This window comes from Pseudomonas fluorescens (assembly GCF_900215245.1).
Taxonomy (GTDB): Bacteria; Pseudomonadota; Gammaproteobacteria; order Pseudomonadales; family Pseudomonadaceae; genus Aquipseudomonas; species Aquipseudomonas fluorescens.
In genome coordinates, this window is record NZ_LT907842.1 from 3,216,771 (window position 1) to 3,238,078 (window position 21,308).

Below are 21,308 nucleotides of genomic sequence, written 5' to 3' on the forward strand. Positions count from 1 at the left end.
GAACGCTGGGGTTGAGGGGGAAGTATCGTTCCCGCTTCTGCAAGCTCCATGGATAGGCGCTACAACTAGAAATGAAGGCCCATTTGCTGTTCCTGGGCAAACCCTTTCAGCCATGACGCACGCATTGCAGGATGGTGGTATGGGCAGCTGTACACCGGAAGCCCTTTTCGGGCGGCTGTAGTACCGGCAGTTTGCACGGCCGCGTGGGGGTTATTGAATTGACGCCTATCCACCGATGTTAAAGGCGTTGATGGTTGGATCATTGGCTGCGCTCCTCGAAGAACAGATCAATCAAACAGTAGCATCGTGGATGGGCGTTTTTTTGGCATCTGAAAAAGCGTTAATCATCACGCTACCAGTTGCCGAGTTGTAGGTTATCACCACCAGAAGTGACACGAATGGCGCGATTTTTTGCCGATGTCAAATTGATGCTATTCGTCAGCAAAAAACGCCGTTGGTACATCCGACCATTCAGTTGCCCAAATCCAACGGATAAAATCCTGCGTGGATTGTTTGCTTTGCAACCGTAACTGCTCAAGTCCTCCGAGCAGTCGATCCGTCAATTTACCTGCGGCGTCAAAGTCCGCTCTGTACTCACTGCCCAGACGATGCTCATCGAAAATAGTGTGGAGAAAAATGTGAGCCTGCCAAGCAGCTAAACCCCTGCTCCCACCGCCACCTGATAGGTTCCGGTCGTTCCTCCACCCTATGGGAATCCATGATGCGCTTTGAATACTCAAGGTGAATCCGAAGTAATCGGGTGCGTTGACATTGCTTTCATCGAAGTAAGCCCAGAAGACACGGCCAATGACTGGGTGCTCCGCGACAACTACAACGTAGCCGGCTGTATCCGTCTCAATTTCATCCATCTGCGACTCCGACTTTGAGGGATTCCAGAACGAGGTTGGGGAAGACGATGAACCGGCTTCCCCAACGCCAACAACTTCACGTATGGGCCGAAAATTAAGGCCCCTGTCAGAACGGTTCGTCAGGGTCTGGATAGCCATCCGAACCTGGGGATGGTTGCGGAGCCGCTTGAGGGCGGCTTGATTGCTGCGAGTTCTGGCCTTGTGAGGGCGCCAGATTCACCATGGTGACGCGGTGCGGAAGCATACCGACTCGGCTGGCCTGAATTTTCAAAGCTTCGAACTCACCCTCGTCATTTTTCCAGCGATCCATAACAGCGCGACCGGAAACCATCACGCGCATGCCTTTCTGCAACAGCTGTGAATAATGCTCCGCGTCTTTGTGCCACCACTCCACGTTTGCCCAGAACCCGCCACGGTCCTCGTAGCCACCTTTACCGTCTGGAATCGAATTGTCGAAGTAGACGTTGATCCGCACGAGCCGACGCGGATCCTTGTTGCCGTTGGGGAACTCTTTGAATTCCGGTGCGGAGCCGATATTGCCTTCCCAGCCTTGTACGGACGTGCCCATGAGTAGTCTCCGAGGTTATTGGTGTTGCGTTGAGGTGGTAGGCTGCTGCAGGCGAGCGGCATACACGGCCTCTGCCTGGCCCATTTTTTCTGCGCACTCGGCGGCCTGTTTGGTGATCGAGTGCAGCAAACTCATCTGCATGTTCAAAGTGATGCGCTGCAGCTCCATCGCGTAAAGATCCTGCAGCATGGATTCCGGTGTTCTGGGTGAACCCATCATTTCTACCCAAACCCCTACGCCCATACGCCGATCTGTCACCTGCTGCCATCTCAAAAACTGGGTACCAGCTTGGGTGTTCTGTTCAGTCAACCGCACTGGAACAAGGGTGAATGGATATCGGCGGGCCTGGCTCAGCACTTCCTGGGCAAGAGCTTTTAAGTCCGATTCTTGAGCTCGGCAAAGATCGGCAAATTGGGTCAGCTCCCCCTTACCTTTAAAAGGCTTTAAAAGGCCTTTTAGTGAGGCTGCCTGTTGCAGTCGCTGAAAGGCTTCCTGTTGCAGCGGCCGAAAGGCGGTCTGTTGCAGCGACCCATGATTGGAGGGAATTTGGCCCATGCTCTTTAACCCTCAACGGAGTCATCGAGATGATCATCCGTCTCGGTTTGCTTCTGACCGCGGATGATCGGTGGAGCGAAATTCGAACGGCGGGTGCCTTCCAAGATGTCCTGTGGCAGCTCACCGTAGCGCTCGTACATTTTGCGGGCTGCTTCAGCTTTGGCATTGTTTGCTGCAAAGTCGTCGCGAGCAGCGCCTGAGTATTTATAGATCTGGGCCAGGCCAAACAGTCTCCGCAGTACCGCTGCGCCTTCATCAATCCAGGTTTCCATATCGTGCCGGCCAACAAGGCCAACGTGCTGGGCCAGCAAAATGCGTCTGACAATTTCGTCGTAGTTCGTCAGCAGGTACACGGCCTGAAATCCGAGGGGATTGGAGATGTACAGCGGGAGGCTGACAGGCTGGATCGACAGGTTTTCGCTAATGCTGATGGCCGGCGGAAGGGAGGCCATGGCTTTGTCGAGGCGATCTTCGATGGTCTTTAACGCTTCCTTGGAATCGTTGATCTTCTCTTCGAGGAGGATCATCCACCAGTCAGAGTAGGGATCATCCTGTTGGGCGCCACGAGACATCCGATTGACGACAGTGCAGAACCCTGACAGACCGATGATGCCGGCTTTGAGGTCATTTTTAGGGCGCCCCATCCATATACGAGCGGCGTGGTGAGTGTGAAGGGTGAGCTTCACATCGCTGCGCAGTGAACCGATGTTGAGCCGGAAGTTATCAGCCATGGTGCAGTGTTTCCTTGGGAAGAGGATTGACGTACCCATGCTGCAATTTGGCTATAGGAGACGCAGCATTAAATGCGTAGCCCGATGGAAGGGGATTTGTTGATGCTTCTATATATAGGAAGAGATGTAACTCGCAAGTGAGCTGATGACCTCCACTGATGCCGGATCCTGTGGGGGTGTTGCGGGCCGCAACACTTACATGGCTGCCACCACCGATGCCGGATTCTGCGAAGGTGGTGCGGCCCGCACCACTTACATGGATGCGACCATCGATGCCGGATTCTGCCGGGGTGATGTGGGCCGCATCATCTTTATTGCTGCCGGCACCGGTATCGGATCCTGCTGAGGTGGTGCGGGCCGCACCACTTGCGTGTCGGCCACCATCGATGCCGGATTCTGCCGGAGTGGTGTGGGCCGCATCATCTGAATTGCTGCCGGCACCGGTATCGGATCCTGCTGAGGTGGTGCGGGCCGCACCACTTGCATGGTTGCCACCATCGATGCCGGATTCTGCCGGGGTGGTGTGGGCCGCATCATCTGTATTGCTGCCGGCACCAGTATCGGATCCTGCTGAGGTGGTGCGGGCCGCACCACTTGCATGGTTGCCACCATCGATGCCGGACCCTGCCGAGGTGGTGCGGGCCGCACCACTTGCATGGCTGCCACCATCGATGCCGGATCCTGACAAGGTGTTGTGGGCCACAACACTTGCTGTGTCGTCGGTCCAGATTCCGGCCATGGCCGGTGTGCTGTTGGCCGCGTTACCTCGATGAACTCGTTTTCCGCCTAACATCACGGATGTGTACCCCGATTAGGCTTCAGCAGATGCAACATTCCGCTGAGTGTGTGTTTTGCGGTTTGTATCGACTCAGGGCTACGGGGGGGTTGAGTTACCGTCTTCGTCGGCTGCTCTGTGCCCTCTGGCGGGGTTGAAGCGTCTTGACGCTCGTGGCTCGCTTTTGCCTTGTCGTCAGGGTTCCATTGACTGTTGAAATCGCCGCGAACGGCCATTCCGACGAGTGTCATCAAGTAACCCAGCGGGTTACGGACACCTCCCGAGTCACAGCGGTGGACCCATTGTTTGATGAGCGCCGGTTTCAACTCTGCTGGAACCTTTTGCAGCGCCATGACCGCGTTCTGTTTTTGTTCGACCGGTAGACGATGCAGTGCACCGAGTAAATCGGCAGCCATGTCGTTTGGTGTGGGCGGTACATGTACAGAGCTTTTACAAACATCTTTGTGTGTATCTGTATACGTACTATATGAGTTCGGATGCCGAACTAAGTCCGAACTCAGGGATTTACGGCTGAGTTCGGCATCCGAACTCTGCTTCAAAGCGATTCGCTCTTGGTCTTTTTTACTGAGTTCGGTATCCGAACTCAGTGGAGATAGAGCTATATTTTGCTGAGTTCGGATTCCGAACTCAGCCGCTTTGATAACGACTGGAGCCTGCGCTTTGGTCCAGGCCTGGCTATTCATTCGGGATTCGATGATGTCCAGCCGGCTAGGTAAGCGTTGGCCAACGTCAGGATCAGCTGCAAATTCCTTCCAGGCAATTTCCGCTACTTCGCGAATCACCTTGGTCTGGTGCTGCATTGACTGCGCGAGTAGCTGCAAGTAGTCCTTGTCGAACTCTAGAGCTTCGGCCGGTGTGACCGGTTCGTCATGAAGCAGGTAGACATTGCCTTGCACTTGTCCGCTCAGGTCATTGCGCACCCGTCGCCCCAGGCTAAGCCAACGGGTTAGCCGTAGGGTCACTAATGCTTTTGATACAGTTTCACGTGATGCCGGCCTACCGGGTTGCATACCCAAATATGGCCGCAGCTGGTCATAGGTAGGGAACGCCGTAAGGCCGTCGTCATTGATCAGTAGGCGAAATACCTGCCAGGTGTTTCTTTCAAGCGGGGTTAAGCGATCATCCAAAAGCAATCGGCGAGGTACCGTCTCGTGTGGGTTCCCGCTGAAAATTATTCCGGAGTAGGGGGGAGCCCCTTCAATCCCCGGAGGCGCCGACTCTTTTTTCTGAAGCAAGTGAGCTTCAAGGTGACCCGAGGCCGAGTCTAAAAGCGTCGACAAGGGGAGCCGAGACAACCTCATAATACAGAGTCACCTTCCACCGATCTCGCTGCAGGCTGTGCAAGTCGTTGAGAAGACACAAGCTGAAGCCTCCGCGGGAGACCAGGGTTTGCAGGAGGGTATAGCCCTTCCTTTATCCATGACTGGATGCGATGCCAGATGATGGCCAGGCTGAGGTTTTCGTGGGTTTCATCTGGACTAGTATCCTGTGGAGCATTGAGTTCCTCGGCGACCAGCATGGCGATATCCAGCAACGCCAGACTGTCCCCTAGCTCAACCTGATGCTCTTGCATAAGGTGCGTCCATCGGTACCAAAGCTGAGCGTCCATCTCCTCACTGAATTCCCTCCACCGGCCACGACGTGCCGTCACGCCGATCATGAGGCGTTGAAGTGCCACATCCTGCGGAGACAGCCCAAAGAACTGTTGCAACATTTGTGTAGTCGCGCCAAGTCGCAGCGCACGTTCAATCATGCGCACTTCTTCATCAGAACGCTGCGCGCCTGACAGCAGTTTTTTTACCATGTCCCCATCAATGGTGACGTTGCACCAAGACACGGGAGTGTTAAGCAGCAAGCTCAGTACTGAAGGTTGTTGGAGCTGAGCCAATATCTCTGGCTCCAGGCCCATTTCGATGCAGCGTCGAAGTTGGCCATTACGCATGTGATGAAGCACCTGTGACAGGATCGCTTCATTTATTGGTGTCTTGGACATGTCGACTCCCCCTTGTAGAGTCCGTGTGTTAACTGGCTGAATTCGGACCGTTGTTAGCGACTGACTGGATTTCCAGATCAATCAAACGTCTTGCGAGACGAATAATGCGGAACAGCTTCACTAGTGCGCCGTCGCTGAGACGGCATTCACTTTCAGGGGGCTGATCTTTTGTGTGAGGCTGGCCCAGTAAGATCTGGCCCAGCCCTGCTGCGAACTCGAAGTCGGCCAACGCGTCGATTTGAAGCTCGGGTTGCTGCTGAATCATTTTCAGTACGATGGCCATTGAGCCGCTCAAAGACTGGAGCAGCGTCAAGGTATGTTGGGCTGTGGCAGTAATTTCGACTTCCGCTTCGGGGTGTCGGTAGCTGAACCCGACGCCACCATCGATTTCGATAAATTGACCTGGGGCTTTGACCGAGCTGGCTATTTCGCGAGCCAATTGAGCGATGTGCTGACGCAGGGTTGCGGTATTGTCTATTTCGCGCTCGATGTACCAAAGGTCAGAAATGGGATTGAGTCCGCCTGCTTGAACAGGTATGGCCACCAGAGCATTGGAGGCGAAGTCGGGCAAGACCTCGCCGTCAAGCGCAGCGAGCTCCCGTTTCATCTTGTCGACTCTGGGAGAAGTCTTCACAGGACTCGCAACGTGCCCATCGATACGTGCTTGGCGCTCTTGTGGGCTCATTTGCTCTTGCGGAGTAGGGACCAGTTGCTGTTGCCCCCTTTGAGGTGAAGGTCTCTCTTTGGAGTGCGTCGTCTTATGTGTGCTGCCCCCCGAAGGAGTAGGGGGTAGTTGTAGAGGGTTCTGATTAGCCTCAATGCCATTGTTTGAAGCGTTAAGTTGAGTCCCCCCCTCAAATTGCGATGCAGGGTACTGTGGCAGCTCAAGAACCGGCGTTGAGCGCCGCAACTGGTCCTGGTTCTGAGTGATTTCCAGCAGTATCTTTTCGTAACCGAGATTTAAAGGCTTTTTGAGCTGATCAATTAGTTCGTCCTGGAATCGCTGGAACAGAAACTCTTCTGCATCGCCCTCAAACTGGGACAATACATCTTGAAAGATTGTCTCAAATTCTAGAATCGGCCCATTTTCTTGCGTTTGGTAATTGCGCTCCCAGCACTGCAAGGCGCTCTTTCTCAAAGAAAGAAGCTTCGAAACTCGGTCCACACCTAGTCCGGAATACAGCACTGTAGGAATTGCAGGAAGCAGGTAGCGGATGGCGTCCTGCATTCGGCTTATGTGCGTATGAGAGATAGGGTAGCCATCTGCGCTTAGCCGCCGTGAAAGCTCACGCAATGAGATAGATTCCCCTGCCTCTGTTTCATACAAGGCTCTCGCTTTGACGACCCCAATAGCCCGCTCAATGAACAGGAGCTGGCCTTGCAGGTCGTTTTCAGCCAAGTGGCCGGTGAGCGAGATGATTTCGCCCCGAACGGCGTCCCAGGGGCGAAATAGGCAGTGAAACTTGAAGTACTTCTCGTCGCCGGTCTCACGATACAACTCGTTTAAAATTGCCAGGCGAGTGTTGCCGCCGTTGCGGATCCGGTACTTATCTTCCCCAGGTTTACGAGTGACGGGAGGTGGCGTATCGAGTCCCCGATTCCGTATCGACTCTTTAATTTCATCGTACTTCGGGTTACGAGTCGTCCTTGGGTTTTCGTCATACGGCAGCGTTTCGTCGAGGGTCAACAGCATGGGGGTATCGACGATGGGATCGCTCATTCGCGCTGCCACCGGCGACTTCGATTCAAACGCGGGAAGCAACAGCTTATCTTTCATGGTTTGGGCCAAAGACGCTTTCATACTCTGGCTCCTGGCTGCTCATAAGCCGGGCTTGCCGCCAAAAGCTGGTCAATAATTTTCAAAGCACGATCTAGAGCGGCTTCAAGTTCGACAGTTGTCTCCAGCCGATAAACAATTTCAGAGTTCATCGACCTGGCGTTGTCACGTGCTTCCAACGCGATGCGTTCGCGCATCCCGTCGGGAAGGCGAATAACGAATTTTTCTTCATGCAGACGCTTTGGTTTGTTACTCATGGTGGGCTCCGATGCCTAGGGTAGAAAGTGTGTTCAGCGACGTTTCAACTGATCAGTGAGTTGGGTAGGTAACCCCTTGATGACTAATGAATTGGACGCCTCTTCGTACTCGATCTTGTCCCCTAGCAGATGCGCTTCAAAACTGATGGACAAGCCTTCGGCACGGCCGGTGAACCGACGGAATTGGTTGAGAGTGCGTTTATCCAGGGGGATTTCCGGCGACAGGCCGTAGTCCTTATTGCGGATATGGTCGTAGAACGCCTTGGGCCGATCTTCATCGATCAGGCCCGACAGTTCCTCCAGGCCCATGGGTTCACCGAGCTTGGCCTGGCTGGTGGCGTAGTCCACCAGGGCCTTGGTTTTCTCGCGGGCCGATTCGTCTGGCAGGTCTTCGTTTTCAACGAAGTCGCTGAACGCCTTGAGGAGGGTGCGGGTTTCGCCCGGGCCGTCGACGCCTTCCATGCAGCCAATGAAGTCGCTGAAATACCCCGAGATCTTCTTACCGTTCTTGCCTTTGATGTACGAGATGTACTGCTTGGACTGTTTGTTGTTCTGCCACTCGGACAGGTTGATACGCGCCGCCAGGTGCAGCTGGCCAACGTCCAGGTGGCGTGAAGGAGTGACGTCCAGATCTTCAGTGACCACCACGCCTTCACTGTGATGGAGCAGGGCAACAGTTAGGTAGTCGGTCATGCCTTGCTGGTAATGGGCAAACAGTACGTGGCCACCGGTGGAGAGATTGGATTCTTCCATCAGCTTTTGCAGATGCTCGACCGCCGTGTGGCTGAAGGCCGTGAAGTCCTTGCCACCTTCAAAGTACTGCTTTAACCAGCCGCTAAACGGGTGCGCGCCGGACTCGGCATGGAAGAAACCCCAGGCCTTGCCTTGTTTGGCGTTATAGCTCTCGTTGAGGTCGGCAAGCATGTTCTCGATGGCGACCGATTCGGATAGCTCCGAATCGCGTGCCTGGAGAATAGCTGGTGTGCCATCGGGTTTTTTGTCGATCAGGTGGACGATGCAATGACGGATAGGCATTAGATTGCCTCCTGCGAATGTAGGGTTTGAGGTCGATCAGCACGACGAATACGGGCTTTGGCATTAAGGCCTGAGCGGTAATCGCTTGCGGTTGATGAGGTGTAAATCGATCCAAGGCCAGACTTGGTGAACTTGATGTGGCCACCTTGAGTGCGAGACACCGTCCAGCCATTCGCTTCAGCAAACTTCACGAGTACACGAAGGCTCTCGCTTTTTCCGCGTAGGAGATTGGTGGTCATAGCTCTGCATCCCTGGCTGCCAGAACGTTACCGGTCTGGATCGCGATGATTTCAGCCTGGTCGCCAGGAAACTTGGTACCGAGCTCATGCAAAAAGTGACGCGTAGCCTCACGTGCTCCAGGCACGCGGAACACCACGCTGCAGTGCTGAACTTCCGCGGGGTGTTGCAGATGAGACATGACGGCCACTTTCAGCGAGCAGCACTGGAGGTAGCGGGGCACCCAAACCGACCAGAAGTAACTGGATAGCAAGGCGCCCGCGCAGAGCAGTTCAACGGTAATTGTTGCGCTGGGCGTGTTGGTCAGCTCGACGTAGCCGAGCTTCTCAAACTCCAACAGATCCTCACGCATGCTCATTGGGACCACGGTGCTGTGGTCACGAGCAAGGCGGCCGATCGCTTGAGCTAATGCGTCGAGCTCCACTGGGTTTATCCCAGATTTATGGGCATGAGCCACGGAAGAGGCTTCGAACACGGCACCGGCATGGATACTAGGAAATAGCTCGGCGCTACTGTGCATCCGACACCTCCTGAAGCTCCTCGATGTCATAGCTATTGCAAGTAGGGCAAATAAGCTCGTCCACTTCACCGCCGGGTAAGGCTGGAGCGCCACTCACTTGATGTTTTGGGTGGTGGCTATCGCATTGAAGGCACCAGTGAGTGATGCGGACGAGAGTATTCATCGCTGAGGTGTGCTTTTTCATAGTTGAGCCCCTTGCCAGCCGGCGTTGGGACTGAGGTTGGCAAACCGGGTCTGATTGGCGATGAAGGCTGTTCGTACGGTCCCAGTTGGGCCGTTACGCGCCTTGCCGAGAATGATTTCTGCAATGCCTTTGTGTTCGCTCTGAGGGTGGTACACCTCGTCCCGGTAGACGAACATAATCAGGTCCGCGTCCTGTTCAATCGCACCGCTATCACGGAGGTCTGCGTTGATCGGACGCTTATTTGGCCGACGCTCCAGATCTCGGTTGAGCTGGGAAAGCGCAACCACCGGGCAATTCATCTCTTTCGCCAGGGCCTTGAGGGATTGGGATATAGCGCTGATCTCGTTGGCTCTGTTTTCCTGACCTGGGCAGCGCATGAGCTGCAGGTAATCGATCATGATCAAGCTCGGGTGCCCGAAGCGACGAGCTGCTCGACGAGATTTGGCTCTGATTACTGCAGGCGTGAGCGCTGATGAGTCGTCGATGACCAGGCGCTCGCCATAGCCATTGATACGAGAAACCGCTGCAGTCAGCTTCGGCCAATCATCATCATCGAGCTTGCCCTTCAATAGCTTGCCCAGATCGATATGGCCTAGGATGCCCATCAATCGATACATCAATGCTTTGGCCGGCATTTCCATGCTGAAAACCTGAACTGTACGATCAAGCTTTGCCTGCAGAGCCGTATCTATGAAGTTCAAGGCCAGAGAGGTCTTCCCCATAGACGGGCGCGCGCCGAGGATGATCAGGTCGGCTTCTTGAAAACCCGACGTCAGCTCGTCCAGATCCTCCAGGCCTGACGGCAGGCCGGTCACGGTGATATTGCCGTTGAAGTGTTCGTCTATTTGTTCAACGACGTTCGTCAGGCATTGGTTGATGTTTACGAATTCCGTTGCGCTCTTGCCTCCACTCAGAGCGAACAGTTGCTGTTCAATTGATTCCTGAACATCCTCCGCACTTGCCAGCGGGTCTGTCGCCTCGCGAGAGCATTGGTATCCAAGGGACATGAGCTGTCTGAGCCGAGAGCGATTACGCACGATGGATGCGTAATGCTCGATGTTGGCTACAGACGGCGTATTTTTGGCCAGCTCGCCCAGATAGCTCAGCCCTCCGGCTTCGTCTGGCTCCTCCAACGCGTTGTGGACGGTGACGATGTCGAACGGAATCGACTTGTCAGCAAGGCTTGCCATTGTCCGGAACAGCAACCGATGGTCGTGTCGAAAAAAATCAGAGGTATCCAGTTTGTCCGCGACGAGATCCCAGGTGTTGTTGTCGAGCAGTAGCCCACCTAACACACCTTGTTCAGCCTCTACGGAGTAGGGCGGTGATAGGTCAAGGTGATTCATTTCTCTGACTCCTGACCTATCTGAAGAAAACCACTCCCGTTGCGTGCCCCCAGGGCTTTGACCATGTCGACTTCAACCTTCGCTGAATTGATCATGACCTGAGCAACCTCCGCTACCGCTTTAGCCCGTTCAATTTCCATTGGTTTTTCTGGGTCCAGGAGGCTCTCGATCGCGACGAACAGGTGATTACGTAGATCTTCAATCTTGTTCTTCATTTTCAACCTCCCGGATGGTGCGTATGAGTTTGCCGATAGCGCGTATTGCGGATTTCAGCTCTTCCGGATACCGATGAATGGTGTTACGACGCATGCGCTCTGCCCTCGTAAGCAACTCCAGGTTATTCAGGGCTATATGGGCCTTGTTGCCGTCCTTGAAGCACACGCACATGTTTAAAGGGACTGGTCCGTGATGCTCCTCCCAGAGCAGTACGTGCACCGCTTTCCAGTCAACGGGTGGATAACCGGTATCGGTGATTTTCTTCTGCTGATAGCCGTCAGGAGTCGTGCGCAGGCTGCCAACAGGGAGCCAGTTCCCTGGTTTATTCCCCGCCTTAAACTGCGTTTGAGTCATTCGGCCAGAGGAGGGGAGCCCCTTGAGGCCCTTATTCCACGGGACAAAACCCTTGGGAAAGCGGAATTCAGCGCCCAACTTGCCGTCAAGCCGGCCACAGAGACTACTGCGAAGAAACTCGGTGCTTTTGCTCAAACCCAGCCGTTTGGCTTTGGCGTAGACCTGATAGACGCTGAGCCCCAATTCGGCGGCTAGGACATGAGTCGGTTCATCGGGATAACGGGCAATGAGCGTGCGCTCTTCTGCCTCACTCCAAACATGGTGTTTGTGAACCGGGGTAAGCCCAAGCTGGGATCTGGCTTGTTCCAGCGCAGCCATGGCCAAAGGTGAAAGCGAATGAATTCTCATTGTCTCCCCCCATGCCCAAGGGCTCCTTGCGACTGCTGTACAACACCACGATGCAGCCTGGCATGCTTGCCCTGGTCCCATCCCGCTTGCAAAGAGCGGGTGTCATGACCTTTGGCTTCGATGGGCTTGATAATGGCTAGTGTTAGTTTTGGATGGTGCCATTCCAGGTAGGCTTGGATCTCCAGCGCAGTGTTTTCGTCTATCCCGCCTGCAAACTGGTTCACCTTGGAGGCGACGGCATTGAGCCAGCCCTCTGCAAACAGTTGGCCGCGGTGACGTTTGGTTTTCAGTTTGCAGCGCTTCTGCTTGGCAACATGAGCTCGTCGGGCTGCGACAAGCTGGTGATGCAGCGATGAATAGGTGTGAGCTGCCAGCTCGGGTGAAATACCTTTCCCTAAGAACTTGAAGGACCAGCCAAGTAACGGATTGAAATACGCCAAGTGGCTGCAATCGAAGGCTTGGGAGCAGATTGAGGCCAGGTGGTGCAACCAATCCTGCGGTGCCCGACGGGTTTTGGTACCCACAATGGCTTCTTCGATTGTATGGGCAGCGACTTCGGTGTGTTCCAGGTTGTACTGCTTCATCAAATGGCGCGCTTGGCGAAGTGCAATTTCCACTTCGTTTGGGGCAGCGCCTTGTGATTTGGCCAGCGCCATGAGTTTGGCGACCTTGCTGAGGACTTTTTGCTTGTCCATTAGTCGTCCCCTCCCTGTTGAAGGCGGGGGGAGAGCGCCTCTGACCACAGGCGAAGTGTTTCTTCCTCATCAGCAGAGAGGTGAGTGTGGGCAAGACAGTCCGCAACCTTCTGTTTCAAGGCGTCAAGACGGTTTTGAACACTCGAGCCATCGTCGTAAGCAATCTCTTGCTCAACAGTTTGCACAACGTCATTACGCAGAGAGAGAACCGTGCTTATCCAAAAGGCACTTGGGCTGGTCCAGCCAATAAGCTTTCGAGTTCTGGCAGGCGATAGGTAATCACGGAGCCTGAGATTGAACTCCCTTGGGGAATAACCATTCCTGAAAACGTCTGCGCGATTGAGCGTCAGCGCTGTTTTAAGAATATCTAGGAGAGGGTCCAAAGCCGTTGACTCAGGAACAAAAGGTTCTGGATATGTTTCAGCTACCAGACGTTTGGCTTCGGCATATCGACCTTGCTGACGCTGTTTGGCTTGGCTTTCGTCGCGGCCGCGCTTTTCCTTCGCGTGCTTTATGTTCGAGTTCACTGACTCGATTAGCTTCGCTGCGTCTTGCAAAAGCTGAATCTGTTCAACGCTCAACTGGGCGCCAATCCGACCGGGCAGATGGCAACCGCTTGTCAGGGCTCTGATTTCTCGTGCGGTTCCACTGAACTTGGCTTGCAAGCTGCGCAATTGCTGAGCGCTGTAGTACTTGCCAACCTCTAGGATGAGATCTGCAGTAATACTGCGGGCGTCGGTAATGGAGGGTTTCGCCATTTCAACGACCCTCCCTCACCAAGTTGGCTACCTTTTCCTCGGTCATGGCCTCGAAGCGGTCACGCCATTCTGGGAAAAGCTCAATGGCCAAACGGCGGATGACGACTAGGGCTGCCGGAGATATTCGGTTTGAAGGCTGTCGGTATTCCAGGCGATGTACTGGGACGCCCAGTGAAGAACCGCTACGAAACACCACTGCGCTGGGGACGACGCTATCCAGAACGTTGATTTCGTCATTGTCCTGGAAAATTTCCCGTACCGACTGCTCGATCATTTGCGCGTCAGTGGTTTGGTCGAGATTGTTGACGACGATCCGCACGGGAGGGATTTTCATGCCCAGGCGCCCATAGGCGCGCAGGCCGTCCAACATCTGCATGGTTCCCCGGCTGAACTCCCGAGCAGCGAGCATATTGGGCGGAAGCGGGGAGATGACCAAATCAGAGGCTAGGACCACCATTTCGAGCATGGCCGATCTGGCGCCTTGGGTGTCAATCAGTACCAGGTCGAAATGGTCTTTGAACGCCGGCATCAGGTTGGCGAGTCGCAACCGTCCGTCAGGTGCTTGCAGGAGCAGGCTGTTCAGTTGGTTGTTGATGTCGTTGGAAATGACAAGCGACAGGTTTGGAATCGCTGTGCTGGATATGATCTTGGCTGATTCGGTGATATTGAATGCCAGCAGGTCGTAGATGCCGCCCTGAGCTTCATCGACCAATTGGTAATACGAGGAGAGTGAGGGCTGTGCAGGATCTAGGTCGATGAGGAGCACGCGCAGCCCTGCATCCGCACAAAAAGCGCCGAGGTTGGCCTCGATGGTGGTTTTGCCTACGCCGCCTTTGGTCGAAACGACCGCAGAGATTTTCATGGTTTGGAGCCTCTAATGTGGGTTCATTAGAGGCTGCGAGGCCACGGAAACAGCTATGTGTAGCGAACACGATCCTGGGCTCTGAAGCACTAAACCAATTGTCTTTTAACCAATTGGTCGTAGGTTCGAATCCCACACGACCCACCATTTTTGAGACCAGTTAACGCTGGAATCGAATCTTAAGATCAGAGGCCAAAAGCGCTGATCGAAGAAGGCGACTGAGAGGTCGCCTTTTTTTTCCGGGGTATAGCGCAGTCCGGTAGCGCGCCTGCTTTGGGAGCAGGATGTCAGGAGTTCGAATCCCCTTACCCCGACCATATTAAAAATCCTCGTATCGAAAGATACGGGGATTTTTTTTGTCTGCTGGAAAGCTAAGGCACCACGCAAAAAAATGTGGGAGCGGGCTTGCCTGCGATGGCGTCTTATCAGCGTGTATAGCGTGTGCTGATCTACTGCCATCGCGGGCAAGCCCGCTCCCACACGGCTGCGTGTTATTAGTGCAATTTGAGCCTAGGCTCAGTCCCACGCCCAATCTTGCTGCCCAGCATCAGCATTGCCGTGCGGAAAAACCCGTACAGCGCGACCTGGTGCATGCGGTACAGCGATACATAGAACATCCGCGCCAGCCAGCCTTCCAGCATCACACTGCCGGTCAGGTTGCCCATCAAGTTACCCACAGCCGAAAATCTCGACAGCGAGATCAGCGAGCCGTAGTCGGTGTACTTGTAGGCGGGCAGGTCCTTGCCGTCGATCCGCAATTTCAGCGATTTGGCCAGCAATGACGCCTGCTGGTGAGCCGCTTGAGCGCGTGGTGGCACATTACGGTCGGTCCCGGTTTGAGGGCAGGCGGCGCAGTCACCAAAGGCGAAGATGTTTTCGTCGCGAGTGGTTTGCAGCGTCGGCAAGACCTGCAATTGGTTGATGCGATTGGTTTCCAGCCCATCAATGTCTTTGAGGAAAGCCGGAGCGCGAATCCCGGCAGCCCACACCTTCAGGCTGGCAGGAATGACCTGGCCGCTGCTGGTGATCAAGGCGTCGGCCGTCACTTCGCTGACCGCCGAGTTGGTCAAGACCGTCACCCCGAGTTTTTCCAGGGTTTTATGCACAGGGCCGCCAATCCGCTCGGGCAGCGCAGGCAATACCCGCGGGCCGGCTTCGATGAGGGTGATGTGCATGTTTTCCGGTTTGATCCGGTCCAGGCCGTAGGCCGCCAGTTCATGCGCGGCATTGTGCAGTTCCGCGGCGAGCTCCACGCCCGTTGCCCCGGCGCCAACGATAGCAACGCTGATTTTCTCTTCCACATCGGTCTGGCCCGCGTGGGCGCGCAGATAGTGGTTGAGCAACTGCTGGTGAAACCGTTCGGCCTGTTTGCGGGTATCGAGGAACAGGCAGTGCTGCGCTGCGCCCTCGGTGCCGAAATCGTTGGTGGTGCTACCGACCGCGATCACCAGGCTGTCGTAGCCCAGCACGCGCGCGGGCACCAACTCACGGCCTTCTTCATCGAGGGTGGCGGCCAGCTGGATTTTCTTCTGTTCACGGTCAAGACCGCTCATGCGCCCCAGTTGGAACTCGAAGTGGTTCCATTTGGCCTGGGCGACGTAATTGAGTTCGTCTTCCGAAGAGTTCAGTGAGCCGGCAGCCACCTCGTGCAGCAGGGGCTTCCAGATATGGGTCAGGTTGGTGTCCACCAGCGTGATGTTGGCGGTGCCACGCTTACCCAGAGTCTTACCCAGGCGGGTAGCCAACTCCAGGCCGCCGGCGCCGCCGCCGACGATAATAATACGATGGGTCATGGGGATATCTCGCAAGGCTAAAAGAAATCGGAGCAGTTACCCTCGCGAGCGCCAGGCAGCTCATAGCGTCAGGTAACTCAAAAGGCGGCTCAGCAGACCCAGGCCGATCACCACCACCAGCACCACACCAAGGAGCAGCCAGGGCCGGAAAGGCTTGCGCTCGACTCGATTTTGGGAGAGTTGCAGGTACTCTTCGACATGCTGCTGGTCATCGGGGTTCAGGCGGCTGGTCATAAAGGCCTCGTCAGGTAGACGTTGCAAAAGGGCGCCACGTTACAGTCAGGGGAATGGCGGTCTCGCCACAAGCGTAGCCCGTGCCCGCGTCACAGGCTGATGCCCACGTCGAATACTATGCTGCGCCCCAGATTGTTGCGCAAGAAGTCCGGCGCGTCCGGGTGGGCGAACAGCACGCGGGCAAAGGTGGGGCCTACCAATGACAGTGAGCGCCAACCCTGGCGCAGGTATTCGGTGGGGGGCGGGAAATGACTGTTGAGGTCCAACACTTCACGTTTGAGGCTGGTGAAGGCGATGAGGTCCAGCTCGCCCAGGTCCATCCCGCGTTCCTTATAGTTATGGGCTTTTTTGCGCAGCGTCGGTGCCAGGCGCAGCAAGAACTCATGGGCGGGGATGCGCCGCGGCTTGGCCTCGCGACGCACCAGTTGGCTCAAGGAAAACGCACTGCGTCGGCGCAGCAATTCATCGCGCCATTCGTCGTTGAGGCGGCGGCCCTCATCCAGGACGAAAAACACCTCGAAACTGGCGTCGCGAAACAACACGTCAGGCGGCTCTTGCCCCGCGGGGTGAAACTCTTCGGCGCGGTAGGGCACATTCAAGCCTTGCAGCAGGCGCTGGCAGACCCAACGCTCACGCTCCCATTTGCGGGCATTGGACAGAAACGCGTTGGCTTGTTCGGCCGCTACGGTGAGCAGGCGCAGGTAATCTGAGTCATCCATATTCGCAGCTTAGCGTTCAAATGATGACCGCAGGAAGTCTTGCTTTAAAACGGCGGTGTAGACTGGCGACTCGACCGTTATGCCGAGCAGGGAGAGTGTGCTGTGAAGTTCTGTGCCGCGTTGTTGTTAAGTCTGCTGCCCGTTTTGGCTCAGGCCGTTGAAGTGGGTGAGCGCCTGGCGCCGTGGACCTTGCTCGACCAGTTCGATCAGGCCTACACCCTGGATGACCACGTGCGCATTCTATTGGTGGCCCGCAGCATGGACGCAGCCAAGTCGGTAGACGCGGCGCTGCAGGGCCAGCCCAAGGGCTATCTCGAGGCGCGGCACGCAGTGTTTGTCGCGGATATTCAGCGCATGCCCCGCTTGATCGCCAAGCTGTTTGCGGTGCCGGCAATGCAGGCTTACAGCTACCGCGTCATGCTCGACCGTGACGCACGTGTTGCCCCGCGTTATCCGGGGGCTGTGGATAACGTGCTGTGGCTGCAACTGGATAATGGCAAATTGGTAGGGCAACGCGAATACCACTCTGCCGCCGAACTGCATGAGGCCCTGGAGCAGGTGAAGCCGTGATCAGCGCCGCCGTACTGGCACCGCAGACCCTGGGCATCGGCTGGCTTTTGTACGCGCCGCTGGTGGTGTGGGCGGTGTTGCGCTCGCCGTGGGTTGAGCTGTTTGCAGACCGCAGGCGCCAGCATCTGCTGTTTGGAACGGTGTTCGCGTTGTTCATGTTATGGCTGGTGCGCCGGGATTTCGATACCGGCGTTTCCTACCACTTTATCGGTATGACCGCGGTGACCCTGCTACTCGACTGGCCTTTGGCAATGGTCGGTGGTTTGGCGGCACAGCTGGGGTTGGTGTTGCTGGGGCGCCAGGACATGGCCGCCGTGGGTATCAACGGCCTGCTGTTGATCGTGTTGCCGGTGCTGGTCACGGAAGGCTGTGCAGCGCTGGTAGAGCGCGCGCAACCGCGCAACCCTTTCGTCTATATCTTCTGTTCCGGCTTTTTTGCCGCCGCGCTGTCGGCACTGCTTTGCCTGTTGGCTGCGTTGGGTCTGCTGTGGTTCGACGGCCGTTTTGCAATGCCGGAATGGCTGGAAGATTTCGTCGGTTACCTGTGGCTGATCATTTTCCCCGAGGCGTTTATCAACGGCATGGTCATTAGCGCCCTGGTGGTGTTTTGCCCGGAGTGGCTGGAGACATTCAATCGCACGCGCTACCTCTCGGCGCCGTGGAAGGACGACGATTCGCGGCGTTGATCCAGATCAAATCCGACGAGGGCGCGCAGGCTCATTCTTTGCGAAATTTCCGGGAGCAAAGGTCATGAGTGTGTACGAGTGGGCACGGCAGGAGTTGCGCAGAAGCCAGGACGCAGCACAGGAAATCGGTTTTGACCCCGGTTTGACCTTGCGCGCCATGCTCAGCGCGGTGGTGCAGCAGAGCAAGGGCGTGCGCAGTTTTGAAGACTTGGCCGACGAGCTGCAATACCTTGCAGAGAATCTCGACGACCAGCAGGAATATGCCTTTATGCGGCCTTAGTGGCGCAGCGGCAGGTCTTCGGAGAACAGTTCGTCCTCTGCATCCGGGCTGACCGGAATCTTGTGTTCTTCCGACGCCCAGGCACCGAGGTCGATAAGTTTGCAGCGGTCCGAGCAGAACGGCCGGTTGGGATTGGTCGCTTTCCATTCCACGGGGGCACCGCAGGTTGGGCATTCGACAGTCAGGGGTTGGCTCATGATCGGCCTCCACGCAAAGTAAGGTAAAAGTGGTGCAGTCGCTCGACCTCGCTGTGCAGCCAGGCGAGGTCCTTGTCATTGACCAGCACGTCATCGGCGTGGTTCAGGCGGTCTTCGCGGCTGGATTGGGCCTTGAGGATCGCCTGCACCTGATGTTCGCTGATGCCGTCGCGCTGCAGGGTACGCTGAATCTGCAGTGATTGCGGTACGTCTATCACCAGGATGCGCTGGGTCATGCTGTACTGGCCGGACTCGATCAGCAGCGGTGACACCAGAATCGCGTAAGGCGAACGCGCGCGCGCCAGATGGCTGCGAATCTCCTCACCAATCAGCGGGTGCAGCAAGGCTTCCAGCCAGCGGCGCTCTTCAGGTAATTCAAAGATCAGTTTGCGCAGCGCGGCGCGGTCGAGTTGGCCGTCGGGCAGCAGCACGCCTGCACCGAAATGCTCGGCGATGCGCGCCAGTGCCGGCCGGCCGGGCTCGACCACCCAGCGGGCGGCATGGTCGGCGTCGACCGAATCAATCCCCAGGTCGATAAAGTGCTGGGCGGCAGCGCTTTTGCCGCTGCCGATACCGCCGGTGAGGCCTAGAATCCAGGGTGTTGCAACGGAAGTGGTCATCTGAAACCGACAGACTGCAAATAGAAGTCGGTTATTTGACCACCCCAGAGCAAGGCAATCCAGCCGGCAATTGCCAGACAGGGACCAAACGGCATCGGAATCGAAGCCTGGGACCTGCGCAAGCGCATCAGGATCAGGCCGGCGAGCACGCCCAGCAGCGAGGCGATCAGTAGCGTCATCGGCAGAATCTGCCAGCCACCCCAAGCACCGAGCAGGGCCAATAACTTGAAGTCGCCGTAGCCCATGCCGTCCTTGCCGGTGATCAGCTTGAACAACCAGAACACGGTCCACAGGCTCATATAGCCTATGACTGCGCCCCAAAGCGCATTGGGCAGTGTCGTCAACACGTCGAAGCTATTGAGGATCAGCCCGAGCCATAGCAGCGGCAGCACCAGAACGTCCGGCAATAATTGATGATCCACGTCGATCAGGCTCATGGCCAGCAACCCCCAGCTCAACACCATCACCGCGCCCGCTTGCCAGCCGAAACCGAAATGCCAGGCAACAATGGCCGAGCCCAGCGCGCAAGCCAGTTCGGTGGCGGGGTAGCGGCGACCGATAGGTTCATGGCAATGGGCGCAACGGCCTCTGAGTATCAGGTAACTGAGCAGCGGGATATTTTCCCAGGGGCGAGTCGGCTGCGCGCAATACATGCAGCAGGCGTTGCGGCGCATCAGGTTGTACGTGGGGCTGGCGGGGTCGGCAGGCAAGCCCAGCACTTCCTGGGCTTGGGCACGCCATTCGCGCTCGAGCCTCTTTGGCAGGCGCCACACCAGCACGTTGATGAAGCTGCCGACGATCAGCCCCAGAACGAACGCCATCCCGACAAAACCCCATGGCTGTGCGCTGGGCAGCAGGCTCAAAATGCCGCCCCCAATTGGAAGACCGGCAGGTACATGGCGACCACCAATGCACCGACAATGCCCCCCAATATCACCATGATGAGCGGCTCCATCAGGCTGGTGAGGTTGTCGACCAGATTCTCCACGTCGGCCTCAAAATGCTGGGCAACTTTTTCCAGCATCTGATCCAGGGTGCCCGATTCTTCACCGATCGCGGTCATCTGGATCGCCATGCCGGGGAACAGGCGGCTATGAGCCATGGAGTGATTCAACTGCATGCCTGTGGCTACGTCGTGACGCATCTGTTCGATCGCCTTTTTGAACAACCCATTGCCCGTTGCACCCGCCACGGAATCCAAAGCCTGCACCAGGGGCACGCCCGCTGCAAAAGTCGTTGAAAGTGTGCGGGCGTAGCGGGCAATCGCAGACTTCCTTAGCAGTGTGCCTGCCAGGGGCGCCTTCAACAAACCGCTATCCAGGCTGTGACGAAAACCCGGGGAAGTCCGATAGGCCTGGCGCAACCCGGCAATGCTGGCGCCCAGCCCCAGCGCGAGCATCCACCAGGCGTGTTGAAGGAATTCGGACAGGGCAATGACCGTCAAGGTAAAGCCGGGCAGCTCGCCGCCGACCCCGCTGAACAGGCTCTGAAACTGCGGCACCACGTGGATCAGCAGGATCGCACTGACAAGGCAGGCGACCACGATGACGGCGCAGGGGTAAGTCATGGCCTTTTTGATCCGCGCCTTGAGCTGCTGGCTTTTTTCCAGGTGTACCGCCACCCGCTCCAGCAAGGTTTCCAGGGCACCGGCCTGTTCGCCCGCGGCAATCAGGTTGCAATACAGTTCATCGAAGTAGCGTGGTTGTTTGCGCAGTGCTGCCGCCAGGTTGTTACCGGCGGCGATCTCCTGTTTCAAGCCCTTTATCAGCGCGCGCATCTGTCGGTGTTCGAAGCCTTCGCTGATGATGTCGAAGGCTTGCAGCAGCGGTATGCCGGCCCTCAGCAATGTCGCCAGCTGGCGGGTGAACAGGGCAATGTCTGCGGGTTTTATCGGGGGTGTAAAGCTTGGCAGGTGCGAGGTTTGTTTGCGTACGCGGCCGGGGCAGATTCCTTGCTGGCGCAGTTGCACCTTGACCAGCATAAGGTTCTGGCCAGCGGTTTGCCCTGAGACCCTGCGCCCTTTGCGGTTGATGCCTTCCCAGGCGTAGATCGTTGCAGCTTCATTCATGTCACGTGTCCGCACCCAGGTAGTCGTAGATCTACAGCTT

General features: G+C 56.4%; 29 protein-coding genes and 1 tRNA gene. 4 read left to right on the plus strand and 26 right to left on the minus strand.

What is annotated here, in order from left to right:
• Nucleotides 1-65 precede the first annotated feature (65 nt).
• The 19 genes from CPH89_RS14890 to CPH89_RS14980 form a co-directional block, all read right to left on the minus strand.
• On the minus strand, nucleotides 66-263 hold the full coding sequence (locus tag CPH89_RS14890) for a CrpP family ICE-associated protein (RefSeq protein ID WP_081006327.1): 198 nt from the start codon (nucleotides 261-263) through the stop codon (nucleotides 66-68).
• A gap of 168 nt (nucleotides 264-431) precedes the next feature.
• Nucleotides 432-869 (minus strand): hypothetical protein, encoded by a 438-nt coding sequence (locus tag CPH89_RS14895; RefSeq protein WP_053254318.1) that lies wholly within the window; start codon nucleotides 867-869, stop codon nucleotides 432-434.
• A 106-nt stretch (nucleotides 870-975) separates the two neighbouring features.
• The gene (locus CPH89_RS14900; protein ID WP_053254319.1) at nucleotides 976-1,437 is read right to left on the minus strand and encodes a single-stranded DNA-binding protein; all 462 of its coding nucleotides are present in this window, start codon (nucleotides 1,435-1,437) and stop codon (nucleotides 976-978) included.
• 15 nt (nucleotides 1,438-1,452) lie between these two features.
• Nucleotides 1,453-1,992 carry a DUF3158 family protein gene (locus CPH89_RS14905; protein ID WP_053254320.1) on the minus strand — a complete coding sequence of 180 codons (540 nt, stop codon included), beginning with the start codon at nucleotides 1,990-1,992 and terminating at the stop codon, nucleotides 1,453-1,455.
• Nucleotides 1,993-1,997: 5 nt separating this feature from the next.
• Entirely contained in the window at nucleotides 1,998-2,723 is a 726-nt protein-coding gene (locus CPH89_RS14910; RefSeq protein ID WP_053254321.1) for a PFL_4669 family integrating conjugative element protein, read from the minus strand.
• Nucleotides 2,716-3,462, minus strand: a complete 747-nt coding sequence (locus CPH89_RS30150) for a hypothetical protein (RefSeq protein ID WP_141125140.1) — start codon at nucleotides 3,460-3,462, stop codon at nucleotides 2,716-2,718. The genes CPH89_RS14910 and CPH89_RS30150 overlap by 8 nt, the downstream gene beginning before the upstream one ends.
• 53 nt (nucleotides 3,463-3,515) lie before the next feature.
• The gene (locus tag CPH89_RS14915; protein WP_053254322.1) at nucleotides 3,516-4,820 is read right to left on the minus strand and encodes an STY4528 family pathogenicity island replication protein; all 1,305 of its coding nucleotides are present in this window, start codon (nucleotides 4,818-4,820) and stop codon (nucleotides 3,516-3,518) included.
• The gene (locus CPH89_RS14920; RefSeq protein WP_053254323.1) at nucleotides 4,817-5,512 is read right to left on the minus strand and encodes a DUF2857 domain-containing protein; all 696 of its coding nucleotides are present in this window, start codon (nucleotides 5,510-5,512) and stop codon (nucleotides 4,817-4,819) included. Before CPH89_RS14920 ends, CPH89_RS14915 begins: the two co-directional genes overlap by 4 nt.
• Before the next feature lie 28 nt (nucleotides 5,513-5,540).
• Entirely contained in the window at nucleotides 5,541-7,313 is a 1,773-nt protein-coding gene (locus CPH89_RS14925; protein WP_053254324.1) for a ParB family protein, read from the minus strand.
• Nucleotides 7,310-7,546 carry an Arc family DNA-binding protein gene (locus CPH89_RS14930; RefSeq protein WP_053254325.1) on the minus strand — a complete coding sequence of 79 codons (237 nt, stop codon included), beginning with the start codon at nucleotides 7,544-7,546 and terminating at the stop codon, nucleotides 7,310-7,312. The genes CPH89_RS14925 and CPH89_RS14930 overlap by 4 nt, the downstream gene beginning before the upstream one ends.
• Before the next feature lie 33 nt (nucleotides 7,547-7,579).
• Nucleotides 7,580-8,581 (minus strand): nucleoid-associated protein YejK, encoded by a 1,002-nt coding sequence (gene yejK / locus CPH89_RS14935; RefSeq protein ID WP_053254326.1) that lies wholly within the window; start codon nucleotides 8,579-8,581, stop codon nucleotides 7,580-7,582.
• Entirely contained in the window at nucleotides 8,581-8,820 is a 240-nt protein-coding gene (locus tag CPH89_RS14940; protein WP_081006328.1) for a type II toxin-antitoxin system HicA family toxin, read from the minus strand. The genes yejK and CPH89_RS14940 overlap by 1 nt, the downstream gene beginning before the upstream one ends.
• Nucleotides 8,817-9,338: a hypothetical protein gene (locus tag CPH89_RS14945; RefSeq protein ID WP_053254327.1), complete on the minus strand. Its 522-nt coding sequence runs from the start codon at nucleotides 9,336-9,338 to the stop codon at nucleotides 8,817-8,819. Before CPH89_RS14945 ends, CPH89_RS14940 begins: the two co-directional genes overlap by 4 nt.
• A 180-nt stretch (nucleotides 9,339-9,518) precedes the next feature.
• Entirely contained in the window at nucleotides 9,519-10,868 is a 1,350-nt protein-coding gene (dnaB, locus tag CPH89_RS14955) for a replicative DNA helicase (protein ID WP_053254328.1), read from the minus strand.
• Nucleotides 10,865-11,083, minus strand: a complete 219-nt coding sequence (locus CPH89_RS14960; protein ID WP_053254329.1) for a hypothetical protein — start codon at nucleotides 11,081-11,083, stop codon at nucleotides 10,865-10,867. The genes dnaB and CPH89_RS14960 overlap by 4 nt, the downstream gene beginning before the upstream one ends.
• Nucleotides 11,067-11,786: an HNH endonuclease signature motif containing protein gene (locus CPH89_RS14965; RefSeq protein ID WP_053254330.1), complete on the minus strand. Its 720-nt coding sequence runs from the start codon at nucleotides 11,784-11,786 to the stop codon at nucleotides 11,067-11,069. Before CPH89_RS14965 ends, CPH89_RS14960 begins: the two co-directional genes overlap by 17 nt.
• Nucleotides 11,783-12,481: a DUF2786 domain-containing protein gene (locus tag CPH89_RS14970; RefSeq protein WP_053254331.1), complete on the minus strand. Its 699-nt coding sequence runs from the start codon at nucleotides 12,479-12,481 to the stop codon at nucleotides 11,783-11,785. Before CPH89_RS14970 ends, CPH89_RS14965 begins: the two co-directional genes overlap by 4 nt.
• Entirely contained in the window at nucleotides 12,481-13,239 is a 759-nt protein-coding gene (locus tag CPH89_RS14975; RefSeq protein WP_053254332.1) for a hypothetical protein, read from the minus strand. Before CPH89_RS14975 ends, CPH89_RS14970 begins: the two co-directional genes overlap by 1 nt.
• 1 nt (nucleotide 13,240) lies before the next feature.
• Nucleotides 13,241-14,101, minus strand: coding sequence for a ParA family protein (locus CPH89_RS14980; protein ID WP_032877846.1), 861 nt, complete (start codon nucleotides 14,099-14,101; stop codon nucleotides 13,241-13,243).
• 240 nt (nucleotides 14,102-14,341) lie between these two features.
• Here CPH89_RS14980 and CPH89_RS14985 point away from each other — a divergent pair.
• Nucleotides 14,342-14,418, plus strand: a tRNA-Pro gene (locus CPH89_RS14985).
• A gap of 177 nt (nucleotides 14,419-14,595) precedes the next feature.
• Here CPH89_RS14985 and CPH89_RS14990 read toward each other — a convergent pair.
• The 3 genes from CPH89_RS14990 to CPH89_RS15000 all read right to left on the minus strand — a co-directional run bounded on the left by CPH89_RS14990 (nucleotide 14,596) and on the right by CPH89_RS15000 (nucleotide 16,847).
• Nucleotides 14,596-15,894: an NAD(P)/FAD-dependent oxidoreductase gene (locus tag CPH89_RS14990; RefSeq protein ID WP_053254333.1), complete on the minus strand. Its 1,299-nt coding sequence runs from the start codon at nucleotides 15,892-15,894 to the stop codon at nucleotides 14,596-14,598.
• Nucleotides 15,895-15,954: 60 nt separating this feature from the next.
• Nucleotides 15,955-16,128, minus strand: coding sequence for a DUF3094 family protein (locus CPH89_RS14995; RefSeq protein WP_016976295.1), 174 nt, complete (start codon nucleotides 16,126-16,128; stop codon nucleotides 15,955-15,957).
• 89 nt (nucleotides 16,129-16,217) lie between these two features.
• Nucleotides 16,218-16,847, minus strand: coding sequence for a DUF1780 domain-containing protein (locus CPH89_RS15000; protein WP_053254334.1), 630 nt, complete (start codon nucleotides 16,845-16,847; stop codon nucleotides 16,218-16,220).
• 102 nt (nucleotides 16,848-16,949) lie between these two features.
• Between CPH89_RS15000 and CPH89_RS15005 the strand changes: the two genes are divergently transcribed.
• The 3 genes from CPH89_RS15005 to CPH89_RS15015 all read left to right on the plus strand — a co-directional run bounded on the left by CPH89_RS15005 (nucleotide 16,950) and on the right by CPH89_RS15015 (nucleotide 18,383).
• Complete coding sequence (locus tag CPH89_RS15005; protein ID WP_053254335.1) at nucleotides 16,950-17,417, plus strand: hypothetical protein; 468 nt, start codon at nucleotides 16,950-16,952, stop codon at nucleotides 17,415-17,417.
• Entirely contained in the window at nucleotides 17,414-18,103 is a 690-nt protein-coding gene (locus tag CPH89_RS15010) for an energy-coupling factor ABC transporter permease (RefSeq protein WP_053254336.1), read from the plus strand. The genes CPH89_RS15005 and CPH89_RS15010 overlap by 4 nt, the downstream gene beginning before the upstream one ends.
• 64 nt (nucleotides 18,104-18,167) lie before the next feature.
• Nucleotides 18,168-18,383 carry a hypothetical protein gene (locus CPH89_RS15015; protein WP_003171680.1) on the plus strand — a complete coding sequence of 72 codons (216 nt, stop codon included), beginning with the start codon at nucleotides 18,168-18,170 and terminating at the stop codon, nucleotides 18,381-18,383.
• Here the strand turns inward: CPH89_RS15015 and yacG are convergent.
• From yacG to CPH89_RS15035, 4 genes are read right to left on the minus strand one after another with little or no spacing between them, the layout of a single operon-like run.
• Nucleotides 18,380-18,580: a DNA gyrase inhibitor YacG gene (yacG, locus tag CPH89_RS15020; RefSeq protein ID WP_053254337.1), complete on the minus strand. Its 201-nt coding sequence runs from the start codon at nucleotides 18,578-18,580 to the stop codon at nucleotides 18,380-18,382. The genes CPH89_RS15015 and yacG overlap by 4 nt on opposite strands.
• Entirely contained in the window at nucleotides 18,577-19,200 is a 624-nt protein-coding gene (coaE, locus tag CPH89_RS15025; RefSeq protein WP_053254338.1) for a dephospho-CoA kinase, read from the minus strand. The genes yacG and coaE overlap by 4 nt, the downstream gene beginning before the upstream one ends.
• Nucleotides 19,197-20,063, minus strand: coding sequence for a prepilin peptidase (locus CPH89_RS15030; RefSeq protein ID WP_053254339.1), 867 nt, complete (start codon nucleotides 20,061-20,063; stop codon nucleotides 19,197-19,199). The genes coaE and CPH89_RS15030 overlap by 4 nt, the downstream gene beginning before the upstream one ends.
• Nucleotides 20,060-21,268 carry a type II secretion system F family protein gene (locus CPH89_RS15035; protein ID WP_053254340.1) on the minus strand — a complete coding sequence of 403 codons (1,209 nt, stop codon included), beginning with the start codon at nucleotides 21,266-21,268 and terminating at the stop codon, nucleotides 20,060-20,062. Before CPH89_RS15035 ends, CPH89_RS15030 begins: the two co-directional genes overlap by 4 nt.
• Between the last annotated feature and the right edge of the window lie 40 nt (nucleotides 21,269-21,308).